The sequence below is a fragment of the Phyllobacterium pellucidum genome, from assembly GCF_013327855.1.
Lineage (GTDB): Bacteria > Pseudomonadota > Alphaproteobacteria > Rhizobiales > Rhizobiaceae > Phyllobacterium > Phyllobacterium pellucidum.
The window spans coordinates 698,243-718,012 of record NZ_JABUMX010000001.1 but is presented as its reverse complement, the minus strand read 5'-3'; the positions used below and the strand labels follow the sequence as shown (position 1 = coordinate 718,012).

At 59.9% G+C, this 19,770-nt stretch carries 15 protein-coding genes; 9 read left to right on the top strand and 6 right to left on the bottom strand.

Going from position 1 to position 19,770, the window contains the following annotated elements; genetic code table 11:
- Window position 1: 1 nt before the first annotated feature.
- The gene (locus HQ945_RS03465) at window positions 2-1,297 is read right to left on the bottom strand and encodes a M16 family metallopeptidase (RefSeq protein ID WP_174207661.1); all 1,296 of its coding nucleotides are present in this window, start codon (window positions 1,295-1,297) and stop codon (window positions 2-4) included.
- A gap of 10 nt (window positions 1,298-1,307) precedes the next feature.
- Window positions 1,308-2,705 carry a threonine synthase gene (thrC, locus tag HQ945_RS03460; protein WP_113281732.1) on the bottom strand — a complete coding sequence of 466 codons (1,398 nt, stop codon included), beginning with the start codon at window positions 2,703-2,705 and terminating at the stop codon, window positions 1,308-1,310.
- Window positions 2,706-2,840: 135 nt separating this feature from the next.
- Between thrC and HQ945_RS03455 the strand changes: the two genes are divergently transcribed.
- A complete protein-coding gene (locus tag HQ945_RS03455; protein ID WP_091949968.1) occupies window positions 2,841-3,455 on the top strand; it encodes a hypothetical protein in 615 nt (204 codons plus the stop codon).
- A 59-nt stretch (window positions 3,456-3,514) separates the two neighbouring features.
- Here the strand turns inward: HQ945_RS03455 and HQ945_RS03450 are convergent, their stop codons facing one another.
- Window positions 3,515-4,201: an HAD family hydrolase gene (locus HQ945_RS03450; protein ID WP_027230058.1), complete on the bottom strand. Its 687-nt coding sequence runs from the start codon at window positions 4,199-4,201 to the stop codon at window positions 3,515-3,517.
- A 281-nt stretch (window positions 4,202-4,482) separates the two neighbouring features.
- Here HQ945_RS03450 and HQ945_RS03445 point away from each other — a divergent pair, with 281 nt between their 5' ends.
- Window positions 4,483-5,616, top strand: a complete 1,134-nt coding sequence (locus tag HQ945_RS03445) for a site-specific DNA-methyltransferase (protein ID WP_027230057.1) — start codon at window positions 4,483-4,485, stop codon at window positions 5,614-5,616.
- Between the two features lie 81 nt (window positions 5,617-5,697).
- Here the strand turns inward: HQ945_RS03445 and HQ945_RS03440 are convergent, their stop codons facing one another.
- Both HQ945_RS03440 and mutY read right to left on the bottom strand, forming a co-directional pair.
- Window positions 5,698-6,309 (bottom strand): HAD family hydrolase, encoded by a 612-nt coding sequence (locus HQ945_RS03440; RefSeq protein WP_027230056.1) that lies wholly within the window; start codon window positions 6,307-6,309, stop codon window positions 5,698-5,700.
- Window positions 6,306-7,385 carry an A/G-specific adenine glycosylase gene (mutY, locus tag HQ945_RS03435; protein ID WP_113281730.1) on the bottom strand — a complete coding sequence of 360 codons (1,080 nt, stop codon included), beginning with the start codon at window positions 7,383-7,385 and terminating at the stop codon, window positions 6,306-6,308. The genes HQ945_RS03440 and mutY overlap by 4 nt, the downstream gene beginning before the upstream one ends.
- Before the next feature lie 82 nt (window positions 7,386-7,467).
- On the opposite strand from mutY, the gene HQ945_RS03430 reads away from it, so the two are divergent.
- The 7 genes from HQ945_RS03430 (at window position 7,468) to HQ945_RS03400 (ending at window position 18,315) form a co-directional block, all read left to right on the top strand.
- A complete protein-coding gene (locus HQ945_RS03430; protein WP_113281728.1) occupies window positions 7,468-8,784 on the top strand; it encodes an O-antigen ligase family protein in 1,317 nt (438 codons plus the stop codon).
- A 34-nt stretch (window positions 8,785-8,818) separates the two neighbouring features.
- The gene (locus tag HQ945_RS03425) at window positions 8,819-9,793 is read left to right on the top strand and encodes an SDR family NAD(P)-dependent oxidoreductase (protein WP_113281726.1); all 975 of its coding nucleotides are present in this window, start codon (window positions 8,819-8,821) and stop codon (window positions 9,791-9,793) included.
- A gap of 18 nt (window positions 9,794-9,811) precedes the next feature.
- The gene (locus HQ945_RS03420) at window positions 9,812-10,312 is read left to right on the top strand and encodes a DUF721 domain-containing protein (RefSeq protein ID WP_113281724.1); all 501 of its coding nucleotides are present in this window, start codon (window positions 9,812-9,814) and stop codon (window positions 10,310-10,312) included.
- A gap of 129 nt (window positions 10,313-10,441) precedes the next feature.
- Complete coding sequence (locus HQ945_RS03415) at window positions 10,442-11,137, top strand: DsbA family protein (protein WP_113281722.1); 696 nt, start codon at window positions 10,442-10,444, stop codon at window positions 11,135-11,137.
- Between the two features lie 81 nt (window positions 11,138-11,218).
- Window positions 11,219-14,677, top strand: coding sequence for a chromosome segregation SMC family protein (locus HQ945_RS03410; RefSeq protein WP_113281720.1), 3,459 nt, complete (start codon window positions 11,219-11,221; stop codon window positions 14,675-14,677).
- Between the two features lie 147 nt (window positions 14,678-14,824).
- Window positions 14,825-17,491, top strand: coding sequence for a pyruvate, phosphate dikinase (gene ppdK / locus HQ945_RS03405; RefSeq protein ID WP_113281718.1), 2,667 nt, complete (start codon window positions 14,825-14,827; stop codon window positions 17,489-17,491).
- A gap of 122 nt (window positions 17,492-17,613) precedes the next feature.
- Window positions 17,614-18,315: a polysaccharide deacetylase family protein gene (locus HQ945_RS03400; RefSeq protein WP_113281869.1), complete on the top strand. Its 702-nt coding sequence runs from the start codon at window positions 17,614-17,616 to the stop codon at window positions 18,313-18,315.
- A gap of 49 nt (window positions 18,316-18,364) precedes the next feature.
- On the opposite strand, the gene HQ945_RS03395 is transcribed toward HQ945_RS03400, so the two are convergent.
- Entirely contained in the window at window positions 18,365-19,762 is a 1,398-nt protein-coding gene (locus HQ945_RS03395) for an aminotransferase (RefSeq protein WP_174207660.1), read from the bottom strand.
- Window positions 19,763-19,770 lie beyond the last annotated feature (8 nt).

The window sequence follows — 19,770 nt, the reverse complement described above, 5'->3', positions numbered from 1 at the left end:
GTCAGACCGCTATCTTTCTCGGGCTCGACGCTGGGGCAGTCAGTCCATGACGGATATCGGCGAACTTCATCAGGGAACCGATCGGGCCAACGGCGGCGACTGTAGGCGTCGTGTCGAGGAACAGGCGTCCGGCAAGGTCGGTCAAACGTTCAACAGTGATCTTCGAGAGACGTTCCACCAGTTCGTCGGTCGATATCGGATTGCCGTAGAGAAGCATCTGGCGTGCGATCTGTCCGGCGCGGCTTGCTGCGCTTTCATGCGACATCAGCAGGCTCGCCCGATATTGCGCCCGTGCCCGGTTCAATTCCTCCTGGCTGATATTGCGGGCAGCAGCGTGCAGCTCGTCTATGATCACGGGTACGAGCTTTTTCAAATGATTGCGCCCGGTTGCAGCATGGACCCCGAAAACGCCGGTCTCGGAGAACCCCCAATGGAACGCATAGACCGAGTAGCACAGGCCCCGCTTTTCCCGCACTTCCTGGAAGAGGCGCGAAGACATGCCGCCACCGAGGATCATCGCCAAAAGCTGCGAGGCATAGAAATCGCGCACATGATAGGCGCGGCCCTCAAAACCGATCACCACCTGGGCGTCCATCAATTCGCGCTGTTCGCGGAAATCGCCGCCGACATAGTGGGAGATTTCGGGTTCCGGGGCCGTCGATTTCGGCCGGAACGAACCGAGGCGCTTTTCGACCTCTCGGACGAATTCGTCGTGCTTGACGCCGCCGGTGGCGACGACGACCATGCGCTCGGCGCTGTATTGCTCGTCCATATAGCGGCGAAGGTTGGCCGACGAGAAGGATTGGACGGTCTCCGGCGTGCCAAGGATGGTACGTCCGATGGTCTGGTTCTGAAAGGCCGCTTCGGTGAAGCGATCGAAAACCACATCGTCGGGCGTATCGTGCGCAGCACCGATCTCCTGCATGACGACGTTCTTTTCGCGCTCGAGTTCCTCGGCGTCGAATTTCGAACTCGTCATGATGTCGGCGAGAATGTCGATCGCGAGCGGCATGTCATCGCGCAGGACGCGAGAATAATACGAAGTGGTCTCGACGCTGGTCGCGGCGTTGATTTCACCGCCCACATCCTCGATATCGGCGGCGATCTTCCAGGCGGAGCGGTTCTCGGTGCCCTTGAAGGCCATGTGTTCGAGAAGATGGGCTATACCGTGCTGGTTGCTTGCCTCGTTCCGTGACCCTGCCTTGACCCAAATGCCAAGGGCTACGCTCTCCACATGCGGCATTGTCTCTGTCGCAATCGTCAAACCGTTGGAGAGGCGACTGATTTCAACGCCCATGCAATGCTCCTTACTTTGCCGCTCTTGAATGCCGGCTCACATACTCTTCCACATTTTTAAGGTCGTTGGGAAGTACCGTGTACTGTTCTTTTCGTTGCATGAGATCACCCAGCCAGAGCGGCAGGTCTGGATGGACGCCGCTTGCCTCCTTCACGGCATCCGGGAACTTGGCCGGATGAGCCGTGGCAAGGACAACGCTTGGCGCCGTCGACCGCAGAACTTCGCGTGCTACCTTCAGGCCGATGGCCGAATGCGGATCGAGCAGATAACCGGACTGCTTCAGGACGCTCGCGATAACCCCGGTTGTCTCCGCCTTGCTGGAGCGGCCGGCATCGAATTCGGAGCGGATGAAGCCGAGTGCCTTTTCGGCGATCGAGAAGCTTCCGGATTGTTTGAGGCCGTCCATGAGGCGCCGCACCGAGGCCGCGTCACGGCCGTGCGCTTCAAAGAGCAAGCGTTCGAAGTTCGACGAAACCTGGATGTCCATCGACGGCGAGGTCGTATGTACCACGCCGCGCGTTTCGTAATTGCCGGTCTCCAGCGTCCGGGCAAGTATATCGTTGTCGTTGGTAGCAATGGCGAGGCGCTCGATCGGAAGGCCCATGCGCTTTGCAACGTAACCTGCGAAAATATCACCGAAATTGCCGGTTGGCACAGAGAACGAAACTGGCCGGTTGGGAGCGCCGAGGCTGAGCGCCGACGTGAAGTAATAGACGATCTGCGGCATAATCCGCGCCCAGTTGATCGAATTGACACCAGAGAGCGAGAGCGCGTCGCGGAAGTTGAGATCGTTGAACATGCCTTTAACGAGCGATTGGCAATCGTCGAAATTGCCATCGATGGCGAGCGCATGAACATTGGACGCTGCCGACGTCGTCATTTGCCGTTGCTGCACTGGCGAGACGCGGTTGTGCGGAAACAGAATGAACATGTCGGTCCGGTCGCGGTTGGCAAAGGCCTCGATAGCCGCGCCGCCCGTGTCGCCGGACGTTGCACCGACGATGGTCGCCCGCTCGCCCCGCCTGGCAAGACTGTAGTCCATCAGCCGCGCCAGAAGCTGCATCGCCACATCCTTGAATGCGAGCGTCGGACCATGGAAAAGCTCGAGCACGAATTCATTATGTCCGGTCTGGACCAAGGGGCAGACCGCCTCATGGCGGAAGGTGGCGTAGGCTTCGTGTACCATCGCCTCGAAATCGGCCTGGTGGATATCGCCGGCAATGAATGGCGTCAGCACGTGAATCGCGATCTCGGCGTAGGTCTTGCCCCGCAGCGAACGGATCTCGTCTGCAGAAAATTGTGGAAATTCCTCGGGCAGATAGAGCCCGCCATCGCGCGCAAGGCCGGCGAGAAGGGCATCGGAAAATCCTAAAACCGGCGCTTCGCCGCGTGTACTAACGTATTTCATCTCAAATATCCCTTGCCTTTGGATGCACGCGCCGCCTTGGCAAAAAGCTTTCGCAGCCCCGTCGCATTCTCATCGAACCGTTGATATAGAACACGTTCGTTCGTCAAGGTTCGTTCTACGAGGAAAGTTCAGTTCATGAAGTCAGAAACACAAAAAACTCTGCCCTTCTATCAACTTTGCGCCCCAATTTGTGCATTGGTCTTTGCTGCGGGGCTTGCGGCCTGTTCGACGAGCGGCGGGACCGTGGACACGAACTCCCCCAAGGCCCAGGCCACCGCCGAGGCCGACAAGCGCCTCACCGCCTCGCAACTGCGCGCCTTCTGCCCGCCCGTCACGATCCGCGAGGGAACCTCGGTCATCAACAATTACGGGAAGACCACCGACAAGAACCCGGCGAACCTGATTTATCAGGCATCCATGTCGGACGAAACCCGCTCTTGCAATTCGGACGACACGACGATGACCATGACTGTCGCCGTTTCCGGCAAGATCGTTCCCGGCGCGAAGTTCACGCCCGGTACGGTAACGGTGCCAATCCGTGTTGCCGTCATCCAGGGCTCCGATGTTGTCTACTCCAAGCTGAGCAGGCAGGCGGTTGCGGTCAATGACAGTGGCGCGGCCACCCAGTTCATCTTCAACGATCCGAACGTGAGCTTCCCCAAACCGGCGAGCCGCAACGTTCAGGTGTTCGTCGGCTTTGACGAAGGTCCGGACGATAGCGCCAAGGCAAAAACAAAGAAAAAGAACTAGATCGTCAACAAAGACGGCCGGTGGAAATACCGGCCGTTTTCCTTTTGACTGAAACTGGATCAAACGGCTTCCGACCACACCGACATGGCTTCGATCACGGCCGGCAGATCGCGATGGCGGCTGATGACTGTTTCAGCCCCGGCATCCGTCAATTTGTCTGCATGACCCGGATAGGTGTGGGCGCCGCCGGTAAAGCCGATGACACGCATGCCGGCTGCCCGGGCCGCGTGAACACCATGTGTCGAGTCTTCGATGACGATCGCCCGCGCTGGATCGACATTGAAATGCCGCGCCGCAAAGAGATAGACGTCGGGCGCCGGCTTCGGCTTCTGCGATCCGACCTCACGCGCCGAAAAGATGTGCGGCGCAAACAGATCGTAGAGCGTGCTCTGCTCCAGCATCATCTTGAGCGAGGAACTGATAGAGTTCGAGGCGATGCATTTCGGATATTTCAGCGCGGCAACGACCTGCTCGACGCCATCGATAACGTTAAGCTCGTTGCGCAGCTTATAATCCATCTGCTTGGCGGATTCTTCGATCAACTGCGCGGAAATTGGAATTCCTGCTTCCTTCTCGACCTGAAGCAAGATGTCGGTCCAGGTCAGGCCGGCAAAGCGCTCGGCAATGTCTTCGGGTTCGATCGGATAGCCTGCATCGGTCAGAAGTTTGGACTCGACCTGTGCGGCAAGGAATTCGGAATCGACGAGCACGCCATCGCAGTCGAAAATAATGAGCTGTGGTTCCATTAAATCATACCTGTTCGTGAAAATAGCGCTGCCATCGTGCAGCATTTCGGTCGCTTGGGGGATTTACCGGCATCGACTACACGCTAATTGGCCGGGCGTCAAAGAAAAGCAGGCTATGGCGATGTGGGCGGCGCTGAACTTACCCCCGCCATCCCGCCCCGAAAGGTTGGGGCGCTGTGCACCACGAACAGTTTCCCGCATAACGCCGGCTCTTAACGCGAAATTTACCGCGTCCGGTAACCATGAGGCTCTGTAATGCGTCCCCAGTAGTCGAGTACCCCATGTCCGTTGTTCGTCTCGTGAATGAACTGCCCCAGGCAGCGCCGCAATCCTCCTGGCTCGATACAATTTTAAAGGGTGACTGCGTGGCCGCCCTCAATCGGCTGCCGGATCATTCCGTCGATATCATCTTCGCCGACCCGCCCTACAATTTGCAGCTCGACGGTGACCTGCATCGGCCCGACCAGTCGAAGGTCGATGCGGTCGATGACCACTGGGACCAGTTCGAAAGCTTTCAGGCCTATGATGCCTTCACCCGTGCCTGGCTGCTGGCGTGCCGACGCGTTCTCAAGCCCAACGGCACGATCTGGGTCATCGGGTCCTATCACAATATTTTCCGCGTCGGCTCGATGATGCAGGATCTGGGCTTCTGGATGCTCAACGACATCATCTGGCGCAAGAACAACCCCATGCCGAACTTTCGCGGCCGCCGCTTCCAGAATGCGCATGAGACCATGATCTGGGCATCGCGCGACCAGAAGTCCAAGGGCTACACATTCAACTATGAGGCGATGAAGGCTGCCAATGACGACCTGCAGATGCGGTCGGACTGGCTCTTTCCCATTTGCACTGGTGCGGAGCGTCTGAAAGATGAGAATGGCGACAAGATCCACCCAACACAGAAGCCAGAAGCCCTGCTTGCCCGCATTCTCATGGCATCGTCGAAACCCGGCGACGTCATTCTCGATCCCTTCTTCGGTTCGGGAACCACGGGCGCGGTGGCAAAGCGCCTCGGGCGACATTTCGTCGGCATCGAGCGCGAGCAGAAATATATCGATGCTGCGACGGCTCGCATCGCTGCCGTGGAGCCGCTGGCTGGGGCTGAACTCACGGTCATGACCGGCAAGCGCGCCGAGCCGCGCGTCGCCTTTGGCAGCATCGTCGAGTCCGGCCTGTTGAAACCCGGCGCCATCCTCAGCGATGCGCGGCGCCGTCACGCGGCCATCATCAGGGCCGACGGCACGGTCACGGCAGGTGGCGATGCCGGCTCCATCCACCGGATGGGCGCAAAGGCGCAAGGCCTCGATGCCTGCAACGGCTGGACTTTCTGGCACTATGAAGATGCAGGCGTTCTCAAGCCGATCGACGAGTTGCGCAAGCAGGTGCGAAGCGGCATGACGACAGCCGGAGGCTGACGTTCCGATCGGACGCGGACCTCCAGTGCCGTTCTGATCCGAAACGCTCAGGCTTCTGCCTGAGCGTTTCGTCTTTGGCGGTCAGACGCGAATGCCGAGATTATTGAGATCTACCTTCAGCGCCTCTGGACCGGTGAATTGCACGGACTGCCAGCCAGCCTCCTGTGCCCCCGCGACGTTCCTGGCGCTGTCGTCGATGAACAGTGTTGCAGCTGGATCAAGGTTGAAGGCCGCGACATGGTGATCGTAGATGGCCTTGTCCGGCTTGATCAGCCCGATATCACCTGAAACGGTTACGCCGCGGCTCTCGGTCAAGAAGGGAAAGCGTTCCCAGGCCTCGCGCAACGTGTCAGACGCGAAATTGGTCAACATGGTGACGTCATGACCGTCGGCGATGAGCTGGCGCAGGATCGTGACGCTGCCATCGATCGAATGAGTGATCATCATGTGCCAGTTCTTGCGAAAGGAGCGGATATGATCTTCCCGGTCGGGAAAGTCCGCAATCAGCAGCGCCTCGGCATCGGCCCATTTGCGGCCACGGTCCTGTTCGATGTTCCATTCATGCGTGCAGATATTGTCAAAGAACCATTTCCGCTCGGCGGCGTCCGGAATGAGTTCCCGAAAAGCGGCATCGGGCTCGTAGTGGATGAGAACCTGGCCAATGTCGAAAACGATATGCTTGACGGGTGTCATACGTCCTTACCTCTTTTTGCAAAAGCGTGGGGGATGGCTGCTGCAATGACTTTTTTCATGATCGTAGGCAACGCCTCGGCTGAAAGTTTTTCGATTTTTACCCACCAACCGTCAAGGTTTTGCATTGCAGGGATATTGCCTGCCTTGAAGACGGCAAGCCGCAACTCGAAATGTGTGAAAATGTGCGTGATGTTGCCGGCAGCAATCCAGTCGGCCGCAAATGGCGCGCTGGCGATATCCGTCGCGCCGTCCTGCCGCGCTGTCCAGGCTGTGGTCGGCACCTCGGCCATCCCGCCAAGCAAACCGGTTTCAGTGCGGCTGCGCAGCAAAACTTCGTTGTCCGCAGAGACGGCAACAAACGCTGCCCCAAGGCGGATCGGCCTTTCCTTCTTGGCCGCCTTGACGGGATAAAGTTCCGGATCGCTCGTTTGCAGGGCCTCGCAGCCCTCCTTCACGGGACAGACAAAACAGGCCGGCCGCTTCGGCGTGCAAATTGTCGCACCGAGATCCATCATGGCCTGCGCGAAATCGCCGGGACGTTCATCAGGGGTGAGCGCCTGCATGCGGGCGCGGATTTCAGACTTGGCGGCGGGAAGAGGGGTGTCGATTGCGTAAAGGCGGCTGATAACACGCTCAACATTGCCATCGACGACCGCGACAGGCCTGTTGAACGCGATCGAAGCAATCGCCGCGGCTGTATAGTCGCCGATCCCCGGCAATGACTTCAACCCGTTGATATCAGAAGGGAACGATCCGCCGTGATCGGCGCACACGGCATCGGCGCACTTCTTCAGATTGCGCGCCCGCGAATAGTAACCAAGCCCCGCCCAAGCGCGGAGGACTGCATCCTGACTGGCAGCGGCAAGGTCCTTCACGGTCGGCCACTTTTCGACAAAGGCGTTGAAATAGGGCTTCACGGCCTCGACCGTCGTCTGCTGCAACATGATCTCGGACAGCCAGATGCGGTAGGGATCCACAGCTTTCCCGGCCTTCTGCTCGCGCGGCGAAATGCGCCATGGTAGAATCCGGTGGTGAGAATCATACCAATCGAGCAGGTTGGCGGTTATTGGTTGCATCAATCTCAAACTGCGCTACACGGGGCCAACGGTTCATACAGAACCGCTGCGAGTACAAGAACAAAAATATTCGGGATCATGAATGTTTCCAGATCAGTTGACCAAGCCCTTGATGCTCCCCGCCAGGGGACATTTTATTGGAATCGATCGCAATAATCGCATTTTCACATTTCTCTTCGCGCTTTTCCCGGGCCTTTTGGCAAGTGGGACGTCAGTTACGCTCGTCCTTGCCTTCATATGGGCAGTTATCTCGCTGGCGTTCAAGCGCTTCCCCTTCAAACTGACACCGACTGAAAAACGCGTCGCCTGGTGCGTCACTTTCTATATCGTCGTTACGGTCGTCTCGGTCGTCCTCCATCCCAATGCGAAAGCCGGCCTCACCTACATTCTGAAAATGATCCCGTTCCTCGCCGTTTGGGCGGTACTTCCGCGGCTTCATGCCGGCGTTTCCGGCCGCCTTGTGCCCTTCCTGATCACCGGTGCGGGCATCGGCATGATCGGAGCGCTCGCCTACAGCCTTGTCCAGATAGCTTTCTTTGCCACGCGCGCTGAAGCCGGCGCCGGCAATGCTGCGGTCTTTGGCCTGTTTGCTGTGCTCTTCGGCAGTATCGCGCTACTCAACGCCCACTCAAATAGCAAGACTGAGCGTGTGATTGCGATCCTGGGCTTTGCCTGCGGAATGGCTTGCGCTTTTCTTTCGGGGACGAGATCGGCCTGGCTGGTCATGCCGGTACACTTTGCGATCCTCTATTGGTATTTGCGCGGCCAGTCGTTGCCGTCGCTGACCAATGCGGCGAAGGTCGTGGGAACCGTCCTGATCGTGGCGGTCATTTCCGTCGCGTCGATCAAGGTAACCGAGCGCTACCATGCGCTCGAAAGCGATATCACTCACCTTGACCAGCCGCAGGAGAACATCAACTCGCTGAAGGCCCGTCTTATGCTCTGGTCGGCCGGCGCGCAGGTATTCCTGCAGTCGCCGCTTCTCGGCGAGGGTCCGCAGAACAGAATGTCCTCGGTCAACGCGGTGTTGAATCTGCCGCCTGAAAAGCAGATGACCTTTACCCATGTTCACAACGGACTTTTGAACGCTGCGGTTGATGGCGGCATTCTCGGCGTCCTCGGTGTTCTGGCCCTCCTTGCTACCCCTATCATCGGTGCGCGCCAAAAGGAGCCGGGGCCGGGCCGCGATCTTGCGACGGCAATCGCGTTGCTCTTGCTGTCGAGCTACATCATAACCGGCATGTTGGGAATCATGTTCGGCCACGATGCCACCGACGCCGTATTCATCTACCTAACCATCTTGATTTGCTGGATGCCGGGCAATGCACCATTTCTTTCGATCCCCCAGGTTGCCCGATACGCCGAGGCGGACGTTGCGGCGCTGGATGCAAGGGCATGAACTTGGGCACGTCGCAGAGTGAAACGGGAGAACGATGAAGGCCATTGTCACAGGAGCCGCCGGCTTTATCGGCTTTCACGTTGCAAGAAGGCTCGCAACCGAAGGCGTCCAGATTGTCGCGATCGACAATGTCAATGACTACTATCCGGTAGCGCTCAAGGAAACGCGGCTTTCGGCTCTTGATGGACATGCCGGCATCCGCTTCGTGCGTGCCAACATTGCCAATGCCGGCGAACTCGCCGCTGCGATCGGCGAGGACACCGATGCCGATGTCGTCATTCACCTGGCCGCCCAGGCGGGAGTTCGCTATTCGGTCGAAAATCCCGCCGCCTATGTCGACGCAAACGTCCATGGTCAGGTCACGGTCTTCGAACAGGCCCTGCGGATGAAAAAGCGACCGCCCATCGTCTATGCGAGTTCGTCTTCGGTTTATGGGACCAACAGCAAAGTGCCGTTTTCCGAGAGCGATCCCGTCGACAATCCGGTTTCCGTCTATGCGGCGACCAAACGTTCCGGCGAGCTCCTGGCCCATTCCTATCGGCATGTGCACAAGATTGCGTCCACGGGACTGCGTTTCTTCACCGTTTACGGCCCCTACGGCCGCCCTGACATGGCGCCTTGGTTGTTTACGGATGCGATCCTCAAAGGCGAGCCGATAAAGGTTTACAATCACGGCAAGATGGAACGGGATTTCACCTTCATCGACGATATCGTCAATGGCGTCCTTGGCGCAATGAACCGCATCCTGACCAGTCCGGAAGCAACGGCCCCGGTCTATAATCTCGGCAACAACAAGCCCGTCGCCCTGATGCGCTTTATCGAGATTATCGAAAAGGCATGCGGCCGCGAAGCGACCAAGGAATTTGCACCCATGCCGCCCGCCGATGTGCCGCGCACCTACGCCGATACCGACCTTGCCGCACGCGATCTCGGTTTTTCGCCCTCGACTTCCTTGGAAGAAGGCATACCTTTGTTCGTAGAGTGGTTCCGCGGCTACAATGGCCGCTGACATGATGGCGATGATCCGATGAACGATAGCCAACAGCGGAAAGGATTCCGGCCCTTGGCCGATCCCGCCGCCGGCATCCTCGATCCTGTGTTGCGCAAACGGGCCGGGATCACGATCGAACTCGTCCAGGCGTGGGACGAAGTCGTCGGCTCGAGTCTTGGCGGATTATCCCGCCCGCTGAAACTCATCTGGCCCCGGCGCGCCCGCGAGGATGATCCGTTTCAACCGGCCACCTTGGTGATTGCTTGCCAGGGATTCACCGCGATGCGCGTTCAGCATGAGACCGGCGAAATCATTAGCCGAGTCAATGCCTTCCTGGGCTTTGCTGCGGTCGGACGCATCAAGATCGAGCAAAAGCCGGTCGCGCTGCCCGTCGTGAAAAAGCGCTCGTTGCCGCCCGTCGACGCAGAGACCTCACGGAAGATCAGCCATGCGGTCGAGCCTATTGAGGATGACGGATTACGCGAGGCACTCGAGCGGCTTGGAAACAGCATCCATGCGGAGCGTAAGGGGCGCTGAGTTGCCACGGACCCACCCTTGATCCTTCACGAAAAATTCAAAGACAGATCGCTGTCTCTGCCTTAAAGAAACTGCCATGGGGCTCTAACGAGTCAGTAGACAGATCAAACACCGGAGACAGGTGAACTTATGACTGAATTCTTCACCCGCAGAAACGTACTGGCGCTCGCCGCCGCCTCGACGGCCGCAATTGCTCTTGCATCCGGCCAGGCATGGGCCCAGGAAGCAGCAAAACCCGCGGGTGGGACGGCGCCGGTGAAAGCCCCGGAACCGGCGGGCAAGATCGACGAAGCCAAGCTCATGGCGCCAGGCACCTTGAAGGACATCGTGATGGGCAAGGCCGAGGCGCCTGTCACCATCGTCGAATATGCGTCGATGACTTGCCCGCACTGCGCGCATTTCGCCACGACGACCCTGCCGACGATCAAGGAAAAATACATCGACACCGGCAAGGCGAAGCTCATCCTTCGCGAATTCCCGTTCGATCCGCGTGCCGCAGCCGCCTTCATGCTTGCCCGGTGCGCACCGGAAGATCGCTATTATCCGATGGTCGAAGTCCTCTTCGCACAGCAGGAACAGTGGGCGGGCGCAGCAAATGCAGAAGAACCTTTGCTGCAAATCTCCAAATTGGCCGGTTTTACACAGGAGTCGTTCAAGGCTTGCTTGACGAACCAAAAACTTCTGGATGATGTGAATGCTGCGCGTGAGCGCGGAGCCAATGAATTCGGAGTAAATGCAACTCCGACTTTCTTTATCAATGGCTCGAAATACTCGGGAGCCCTTTCGGTTGACGAAATGTCGGCGATCATCGACGGCCTGCTTTAATACCCGCGATACAGTTGTCGGCGGGTGCTTCGGTGCGCCCGCCGTTTGCATTCGGGCGCCGGGTGACGGGAAGGGGTGCTGATGCGCTTCACCAAACTCCGCCTCCTCGGCTTCAAATCCTTCGTCGAGCCAGCTGAATTCGTCATCGAAGGCGGGCTGACCGGCGTTGTCGGCCCCAATGGCTGCGGCAAGTCCAACCTTGTCGAAGCGCTGCGCTGGGTGATGGGTGAGAATTCTTACAAGAACATGCGCGCATCCGGCATGGATGACGTGATATTTTCCGGGTCGGGAACGCGCCCATCGCGCAATACGGCGGAAGTAACGCTCTTTCTCGACAATCAGGACCGCACTGCACCCTCTGCATTCAACAATGCCGATGAACTGCAGGTATCGCGCCGCATCGAACGCGAGGCAGGGTCCGTCTACCGCATCAACGGCAAGGATGCGCGCGCCAAGGATGTGCAACTGCTGTTTGCCGACCAGTCCACAGGCGCGCGCTCTCCCTCCATGGTCGGACAGGGCCGCATCGGCGAGCTTATTCAGGCAAAGCCCCAAGCGCGCCGCGCATTGCTTGAAGAAGCTGCGGGCATTTCTGGTCTGCACACGCGCCGGCATGAGGCGGAGCTGAGACTGCGCGCGGCCGAGCAGAATCTCGAGCGGCTTGAAGACGTTGTCGGCGAACTCGAAACCCAGATCGAAAGCCTGCGCCGGCAATCGCGTCAGGCAAACCGCTTCAAGAGCCTTTCCGCCGATATCCGCCGGTCCGAAGCGATCCTGTTGCATCTGAAGTGGGCGGTCGCCAAGGCGCATGAAGGCGAAGCCCAGTCGGCGCTTTCGGTGGCGACATCGGGCGTCGGCGAGCAGGCCCAGCTGCAGATGAATGCCGCGAAGGAACAGGCCATCGGCGCGCACAAGCTGCCGGACCTGCGTGAGGCAGAGGCCAAAGCCGCCGCGGTCCTGCAGCGCCTCACCATCGCCCGCGCACAACTTAACGAAGAGGCAGAGCGCATCCGCGCCCGTCAGGGTGAACTTGAAAAGCGACTTGTGCAGTTTACGGCGGACATTGCCCGCGAAGAGCAGATGGTGCGCGACAATGCCGACGTTCTCTCCCGGCTCGAGGCAGAAGAACAGGCGCTTCACGAAGAAAATGCCGGCGCCGGCGAACGCGAGATTGCGACGCGGGCCGAGTTCGAACGCGCCGATGCGAAGCTGAAGGAAAGTGAGGCTGCGCTTACCAAGCTTACGGCAGAACGCGCCGAAGCTTCCGCCGAACGGGCGCAGATCGAGCGCAATATGCGCGATAGCGCGGAGCGCCGCGACCGTTTGGTACGCCAGCTTGGCGATGTCGAACGCGATCTCGCCAGTGTGATCGGCGAGATCTCGGCCTTGGCAGACCCGGTCGAAAAGCAGGGACTGGTTGAGGCAGCCGAAGCCGAGTTGGCGCAGGCCGAAGAGTCCGCGATCATTGCCGAAACTGCCGTCGAAGATGCGCGCCAGCGAGAAGCCGAACTGCGGCAACCCTTGCAGGAGACGCGTGCTGAGCTTGGCCGTATCGAAACCGAGGCGCATACGCTTGCCAGGATGATCAACGCCGGAGGCACGGACCTTTTCCCGCCGGTTGTCGAATCGATCAAGGTGGACAAGGGGTACGAAGTTGCGCTCGGAGCCGCGCTCGGCGAAGATCTCGACGCACCGACCGATCATGGCGCGCCCGTATTCTGGGGCGAAGTCGACAATGGGGGCGGTGATCCGGATCTTCCGTCCGGCGTGCGGTCGCTCTCGGAGTTTGTCCGCGCCCCACAGCAATTGGCACGCAGTCTGGCGCAGATTGGCGTCGTCGATGAAGGCGATGGCGCTCGGCTGCAAGCGTCGCTGCGGGCCGGGCAACGGCTAGTCAGCCGCTCCGGTGCGCTATGGCGCTGGGATGGCTATACCGCAAGGGCCGATGCACCAACGCCGGCGGCGCAGCGGCTTGCCCAGAAGAACCGGCTGGCAGAACTCGATCTCGAAGTTGTGGCGGCAACCAAACGTCTGCGTGAGGCGGAAGCCGCGATTGCCGGCGCGGAAGCCAGTGTCCGTCAATTCGTCGATGCCGAACGTGGAGCCCGCGAGCGGGTCCGCGGCACGCAACGCGCAGTGAGCGACGCACGCGAAGCGCTGGCAGCGGCCGAGCGGGCGGCGGGCCAACTGTCGAGCCGCCGAGCAGCGCTCGAAGAGGGCAAGACACGGCTCGCCGAAACGCTCGAAGAAGCGCACGAACAGTATGTGGACGCCGAAACGAGGCTGGCCCATGCGATCGACCTGCAGGACCTCGATTTGCGTCTCGCCCACCTGACGAGCGAGGTAACGCAGGACCGCGCCGGACTGTCGGAAGCGCGCGCCATTCATGACGGGCTGCGCCGCGAGGCGGACAATCGCATGCGCCGGCTCGAAGCCATTGCATTTGAGCGCAAGAGCTGGATCGGGCGCGCCGACAACGCCGACCGCCAGATCAAATCGCTGATCGAACGGCGGCTCGAAACCGAGCGCGAATCCGAGCAACTGGCGGATGCGCCGGAGGAAATAGAGGATCGCAACCGTACTTTGCTGTCGCAGCTTTCCGAGGCCGACCTGCTTCGCCGCGATGCCGCAGACCGGCTTGCCGTGGCCGAAAACCGCCAGCATGAACTCGACCGGGCCGCAACCGAAGCCATTCAGGCGCTGGCGACAGCGCGTGAGGGCAGGGCGCGCGCCGAAGAACGCCTCGCGGCAGCGCAGGAGCGGCGCAAGGATACCGAAGCGCGCATCACCGAGGCCCTTCACTGCGCACCACACGAAGCCTTGAAGCTGACAGGTCTCGGACCCAATGATCCGCTGCCGGATGTGGACGCCACCGAACGCAATCTTGAGCGGTTGAAGATCGAGCGCGAACGGCTCGGTGCAGTCAACCTGCGCGCGGAGGAAGAGCAGGAGGAACTTTCCGCGCGCCTCGAAGCGATCGTCAGCGAGCGCGAGGACATCATCGAGGCTGTCAAAAAGCTGCGCCAGGCCATCCAGAGCCTCAACCGCGAAGGCCGCGAGCGCTTGCTTGCGGCGTTCGAGGTGGTGAACGTCCAGTTCCAGCGCCTGTTCACCCATCTCTTCGGCGGTGGCACGGCGGAACTGCAACTGATCGAATCCGACGATCCGCTCGAGGCAGGGCTCGAAATCCTTGCGCGGCCGCCGGGCAAGAAACCACAGACCATGACGCTGCTCTCCGGCGGCGAACAGGCGCTGACGGCCATGGCGCTGATCTTTGCCGTGTTCCTCACCAATCCCGCACCTATCTGCGTGCTCGACGAAGTCGATGCGCCGCTCGACGATCACAATGTCGAGCGCTTCTGCAATTTGATGGACGAGATGGCTTCCTCCACGGATACGCGGTTCGTGGTCATTACCCACAACCCCATCACCATGGCGCGGATGAACCGGCTGTTCGGCGTCACCATGGGCGAGCAGGGTGTAAGCCAGCTTGTTTCCGTCGATCTCCAGACCGCGGAGCAATTGCGCGAAGCGAGCTGAGTTCCAGCCGCTGAAATGACGAAGCTTTTCAAAGCTTAATGCTGTTTTACTCTGCTAATCGATTTGAATGGTGCAATGCAGCATTTTTCGGTGGTGCTTGACGGATCGATCGCGTAGACCTCTCTTGTGCCAAGGGAGGCTGCTAGAATGAAATGGGTCTACACGTTCGGTGACGGCAAGGCAGAGGGTTCTGCCAATGATCGAAATCTCCTGGGAGGCAAAGGCGCCAACCTCGCCGAGATGTGCGCACTCGGCCTGCCGGTTCCTCCGGGCTTTACGATTACCACCGATGTGTGCAGCTGGTTCTACGAGAACGGCCGCAAATACCCTGAAGCGCTCAGCGCCGACGTCAAGAAGTCGCTGGAGCATATTGCTGCCGTGACTGGCCGAACCTTCGGCGACAAGGCAAAGCCGCTTCTCGTTTCGGTGCGCTCGGGTTCGCGAGCATCGATGCCCGGGATGATGGATACGGTCCTCAATCTCGGCCTGAATGACGAAACCGTGGAAGCAATTGCTGAGGAATCGGGCGATCCCCGTTTCGCCTATGATAGCTATCGCCGCTTCATCCAGATGTATTCCGATGTCGTCATGGGCCTCGACCACTCGGTTTTCGAGGAAATCCTCGAAGACACCAAGGCCAATCTTGGCCACGAGGTCGATACGGCGCTCAGCGCCGACGATTGGAAAAACATCATCGAGCTCTACAAGGAAAAAATCGAGGAAGAGCTGGAAAAACCATTCCCGCAGGATCCCGAGGAGCAACTTTGGGGCGCGATCGGCGCTGTATTTTCGAGCTGGATGAACACGCGTGCGATTACCTATCGCCGCCTGCACGGCATTCCGGAAAACTGGGGCACGGCCGTCAACATCCAGGCGATGGTCTTCGGCAATATGGGCGATCGCTCGGCGACAGGCGTCGCCTTCACGCGCAATCCATCAACCGGCGAAAAGAAGCTTTACGGTGAGTTCCTGGTCAATGCCCAGGGCGAGGATGTCGTTGCCGGCATTCGCACGCCGCAGAACATCACCGAGGATGCGCGGATCGCCGCCGGGTCCGACAAGCCGTCGCTCGAGAAAGTCATGCCCCAGGCTTTTGCCGAGTTCTGCGCCGTCTCGGACCGGCTTGAGAAGCATTATACCGATATGCAGGATCTCGAATTCACCATCGAGGACGGCAAATTGTGGATGCTGCAGACGCGGGCCGGCAAGCGCACGGCCAAAGCTGCGCTGAGGATCGCTGTCGACATGGCCAACGAGGGGCTGATTACCCGCGAAGAAGCCGTGTTGCGCATCGATCCGTCCTCGCTCGACCAGTTGCTGCACCCGACCATCGATCCGAAAGCCAAGCGCGACGTGATCGGGACCGGCCTGCCTGCATCTCCGGGCGCTGCCACGGGTGAACTTGTCTTCTCTTCCGAAGATGCCGAACAGGCGAAGGCCGAAGGCCGCAAGGTCATTCTCGTGCGTATCGAGACGAGCCCGGAAGACATCCATGGCATGCATGCGGCAGAAGGCATCCTGACGACGCGCGGCGGCATGACCAGCCACGCGGCTGTGGTTGCGCGCGGCATGGGCAAGCCTTGCGTCTCCGGCGCTGGTTCATTGCGGGTCGACTATCGCAATGAGACGCTGCTCGCCATGGGCGTCGTTCTGAAGAAAGGCGATATCATCACCGTCGATGGCGGCACGGGCCAAGTGCTGAAGGGCTCCGTGCCCATGCTGCAGCCGGAGCTTTCGGGCGATTTCGGCCAGATCATGGAATGGGCCGACAAGACGCGGCGCATGAAGGTGCGCGCCAATGCCGAAACCCCGACCGATGCGCGCACGGCGCGCTCCTTCGGCGCCGAGGGCATCGGCCTTTGCCGCACTGAACACATGTTCTTCGAGGGCGAGCGCATCGTCGCCATGCGCGAGATGATCCTCGCCGACAACGAAAAGGGCCGCAGGATCGCGCTTGAGAAGCTGCTGCCGATGCAGCGATCGGATTTCGTCGAATTGTTCGAGATCATGAACGGTCTGCCGGTCACGATCCGTCTGCTCGACCCGCCCTTGCATGAATTCCTGCCGAAGACCGAGGAAGAAATCGCCGAGGTTGCCGCTGCGATGAATGTCAGCGCCGACAAGTTGCGCGAGCGCACTGACAGTTTGCACGAATTCAACCCGATGCTTGGCCACCGTGGTTGCCGCCTCGCAATCTCCTATCCGGAGATCGCGGAAATGCAGGCGCGTGCCATTTTCGAGGCAGCCGTTGCCGCGGCCAAGTCGACCGGTGCGCCGGTCGAACCGGAAATCATGGTGCCGCTAGTAGGGCTTCGGGCCGAACTCGATTTCGTCAAGGCGCGCATCGATGCGGTGGCTGCCGATGTGATGAAGGAAGCCGATATCGAGATCAATTACCTTGTCGGCACCATGATCGAATTGCCGCGCGCCGCCGTGCGGGCGCATTCGATCGCCGAGGTCGCCGAGTTTTTCTCCTTCGGTACCAACGATTTGACCCAGACCACGTTCGGCATCTCGCGCGATGATGCGTCCTCCTTCCTGACGACCTACCAGGCGAAGGGCATTATCGAGCAGGATCCGTTCGTCTCGATCGACGTCGACGGGGTCGGCGAACTCGTCCGCATCGCCGTGGAAAAGGGCAGGGCGACACGCCCGGGTATCAAGCTCGGCATTTGCGGCGAACATGGCGGCGATCCGGCCTCGATAAAGTTTTGCGACGAAACCGGGCTCGACTATGTGTCCTGTTCGCCGTTCCGTGTGCCCATCGCTAGGCTCGCAGCGGCGCAGGCATCGGCAAAGCCAAAGAAAGGCTGAGCGGTTCTGCCTTAAATCCGCTCGGTTTGCTTGGCCTATCTGCGCGCGAGATTCCTCCAAGAACGGCGAATACCGTGCGCAAAGCCTTGCCAGCCCTCACCGCCCTCCTGCTGGCGCTGCCCATGGCGAATGCCGTGGCTGGCGATAAGCCGCATTTCGTTGAGCCGAAACTCTACATTGCGAAGGGCGGTCACGCCGCGCCGCAAGTTGCCCTGACTTTAGATGCCTGCGCCGGCCAAACCGACATGCGCATCCTTAATGCCCTTGTGGACAATCGCATTCCGGCGACGATCTTCGTTACCGGTCGTTGGCTCAAGCGTAATCCGGAAGCCGTCGCAATCCTGCAGGCACACCGCGATCTGTTCGAACTCGAAAACCATGGCCTCAATCACGTACCGGCGATCGACAACCAGCAGGAGATGTTCGGGCTGAAGACGGCAGGCTCGCAGGAGGCGATCCAGGCCGAGATCGCCGGCGGAGCGCTCGCGATGGAGGCATCAGCCAAGGTAAAGCCCGTATGGTATCGCGATGCAACGGCCCGCTACAGCGACGACGCCATCACACTGATCCATTCGATGGGCTATCGCGTCGCGGGCTATTCGCTCAATGCCGATATGGGTGCATCGTTGATGTCGGCCCAGGTTGAAAAGCGTATCGCCGGAGCCAAGGATGGCGATGTCATCATCGCTCACATCAACCAGCCGTCGCGCGTTGCCGGTGCTGGCGTTGTCAAGGGCGTCTTTGCCCTCAAGCAAAAAGGCTTCCATTTCGTTCGTCTCGAAGACGTGACGGAGAGCGAAAAGCCGGTGCAGTCGGGCGTCTAGAAAAAACGGCCGCGCAAGGCGGCCATTTTCATTTCTGTGAATGCTCTGATCAGGCAGCAGCGCGCAGGCTGTTGCTGGATACATGCGCTTCTGTATCGGCAAGCGCGAGTTCGAAGCGATTGAAGAGCTCGTTGAGCTCGGCCTCGGTGATAATCATCGGCGGGCAGAATGCGATGGAATCGCCGATGGCGCGCAGGACGGCGCCGTGGCCTTCGAGGAAGCGGGCGAGCTGCGCCGCAACCCCATGCGCCGGATCGAAGGAGCGCTTGGTGGCCTTGTCTGCGACGAGTTCGACCGCGCCCATCAGTCCGCAATTGCGCACATCGCCGACGAGCGGATGATCCTTCACCTTGGCAAGCCGCGCTTCGAAGGTCGGCGTCAGGCGGCGGACCTCCTCGACAATATTGCGACGCTGGTAAATCTCGATCGCCTTGATGCCGAGCGCGCAACCGACAGGATGTCCGCCATAGGTGAAGCCATGGCCGAACGTGCCGAGTTGGGCGCTGTGATCGATATAGGCCTGGTAGACGTCTTCGGGCACCAGCACGGCACCCAGCGGCGAATAGGCGGCGGTAAGCTGTTTGGCAGCCGAAATCGTCGTCGGCGTCATGCCGACGCTCTGGCTCCCCCACCAGTTGCCGGTGCGACCGAAACCGTTGATCACCTCGTCGGAGATGATGAGGATGTCGTGCTCGCGCAGGACGGGTTCAATTGCCGCGAAGTAGTTCGCCGGCGGCACGATGACGCCTCCCGCGCCCATGATCGGCTCGGCGATGAAGGCGGCAATCGTCTCCGGACCTTCGCGCTCGATCATGTCCTTCAACGATTGTGCGAGGCGCGCGACGAACTCCGCTTCGCTCTCGCCTTCAAGCCCGAAACGATAATAATGCGGGCAATCGGTGTGCAGGATGCCGGGAACCGGCAGGTCCCAACCCTTGTGGTTGCCCGGAAGTCCGGTAAGCGAAGCCGACATGACTGTGACGCCGTGATAGGCTTTGACGCGCGAGATGATCTTCTTTTTGTTCGGCCGGCCAAGCGCATTGTTATAATACCAGGCAAGCTTGACCTGCGTATCGTTGGCCTCCGAACCCGACGACGTATAAAACACCTTCGAGATCGGCACGGGCGCCAGTTCCTTGAGTTTTTCGGCAAGCTCGATGGCGGGCTCCATGCCCTTGCCGCCGAAGAGGTGATAATAGGGCAGCGTGCGCATCTGCTCGGTTGCCGCCTCGATCATTTCCTCGTCGCCGAAGCCGAGCCCAGCGCACCAAAGCCCCGACATGCCCTCGATATACTCCTTGCCCTGCGTATCGTAGAGATAGACGCCCTTGCCCTGGCCCATAACGAGCGGCCCCATCTCCTGGAGCTTGTGGATCGGGGTATAGGGATGAAGGATTGCGTTGACGTCGCGCTGCTGGACATTGGTGAGGGGACGGCTATTCGCCATTTCAGGAC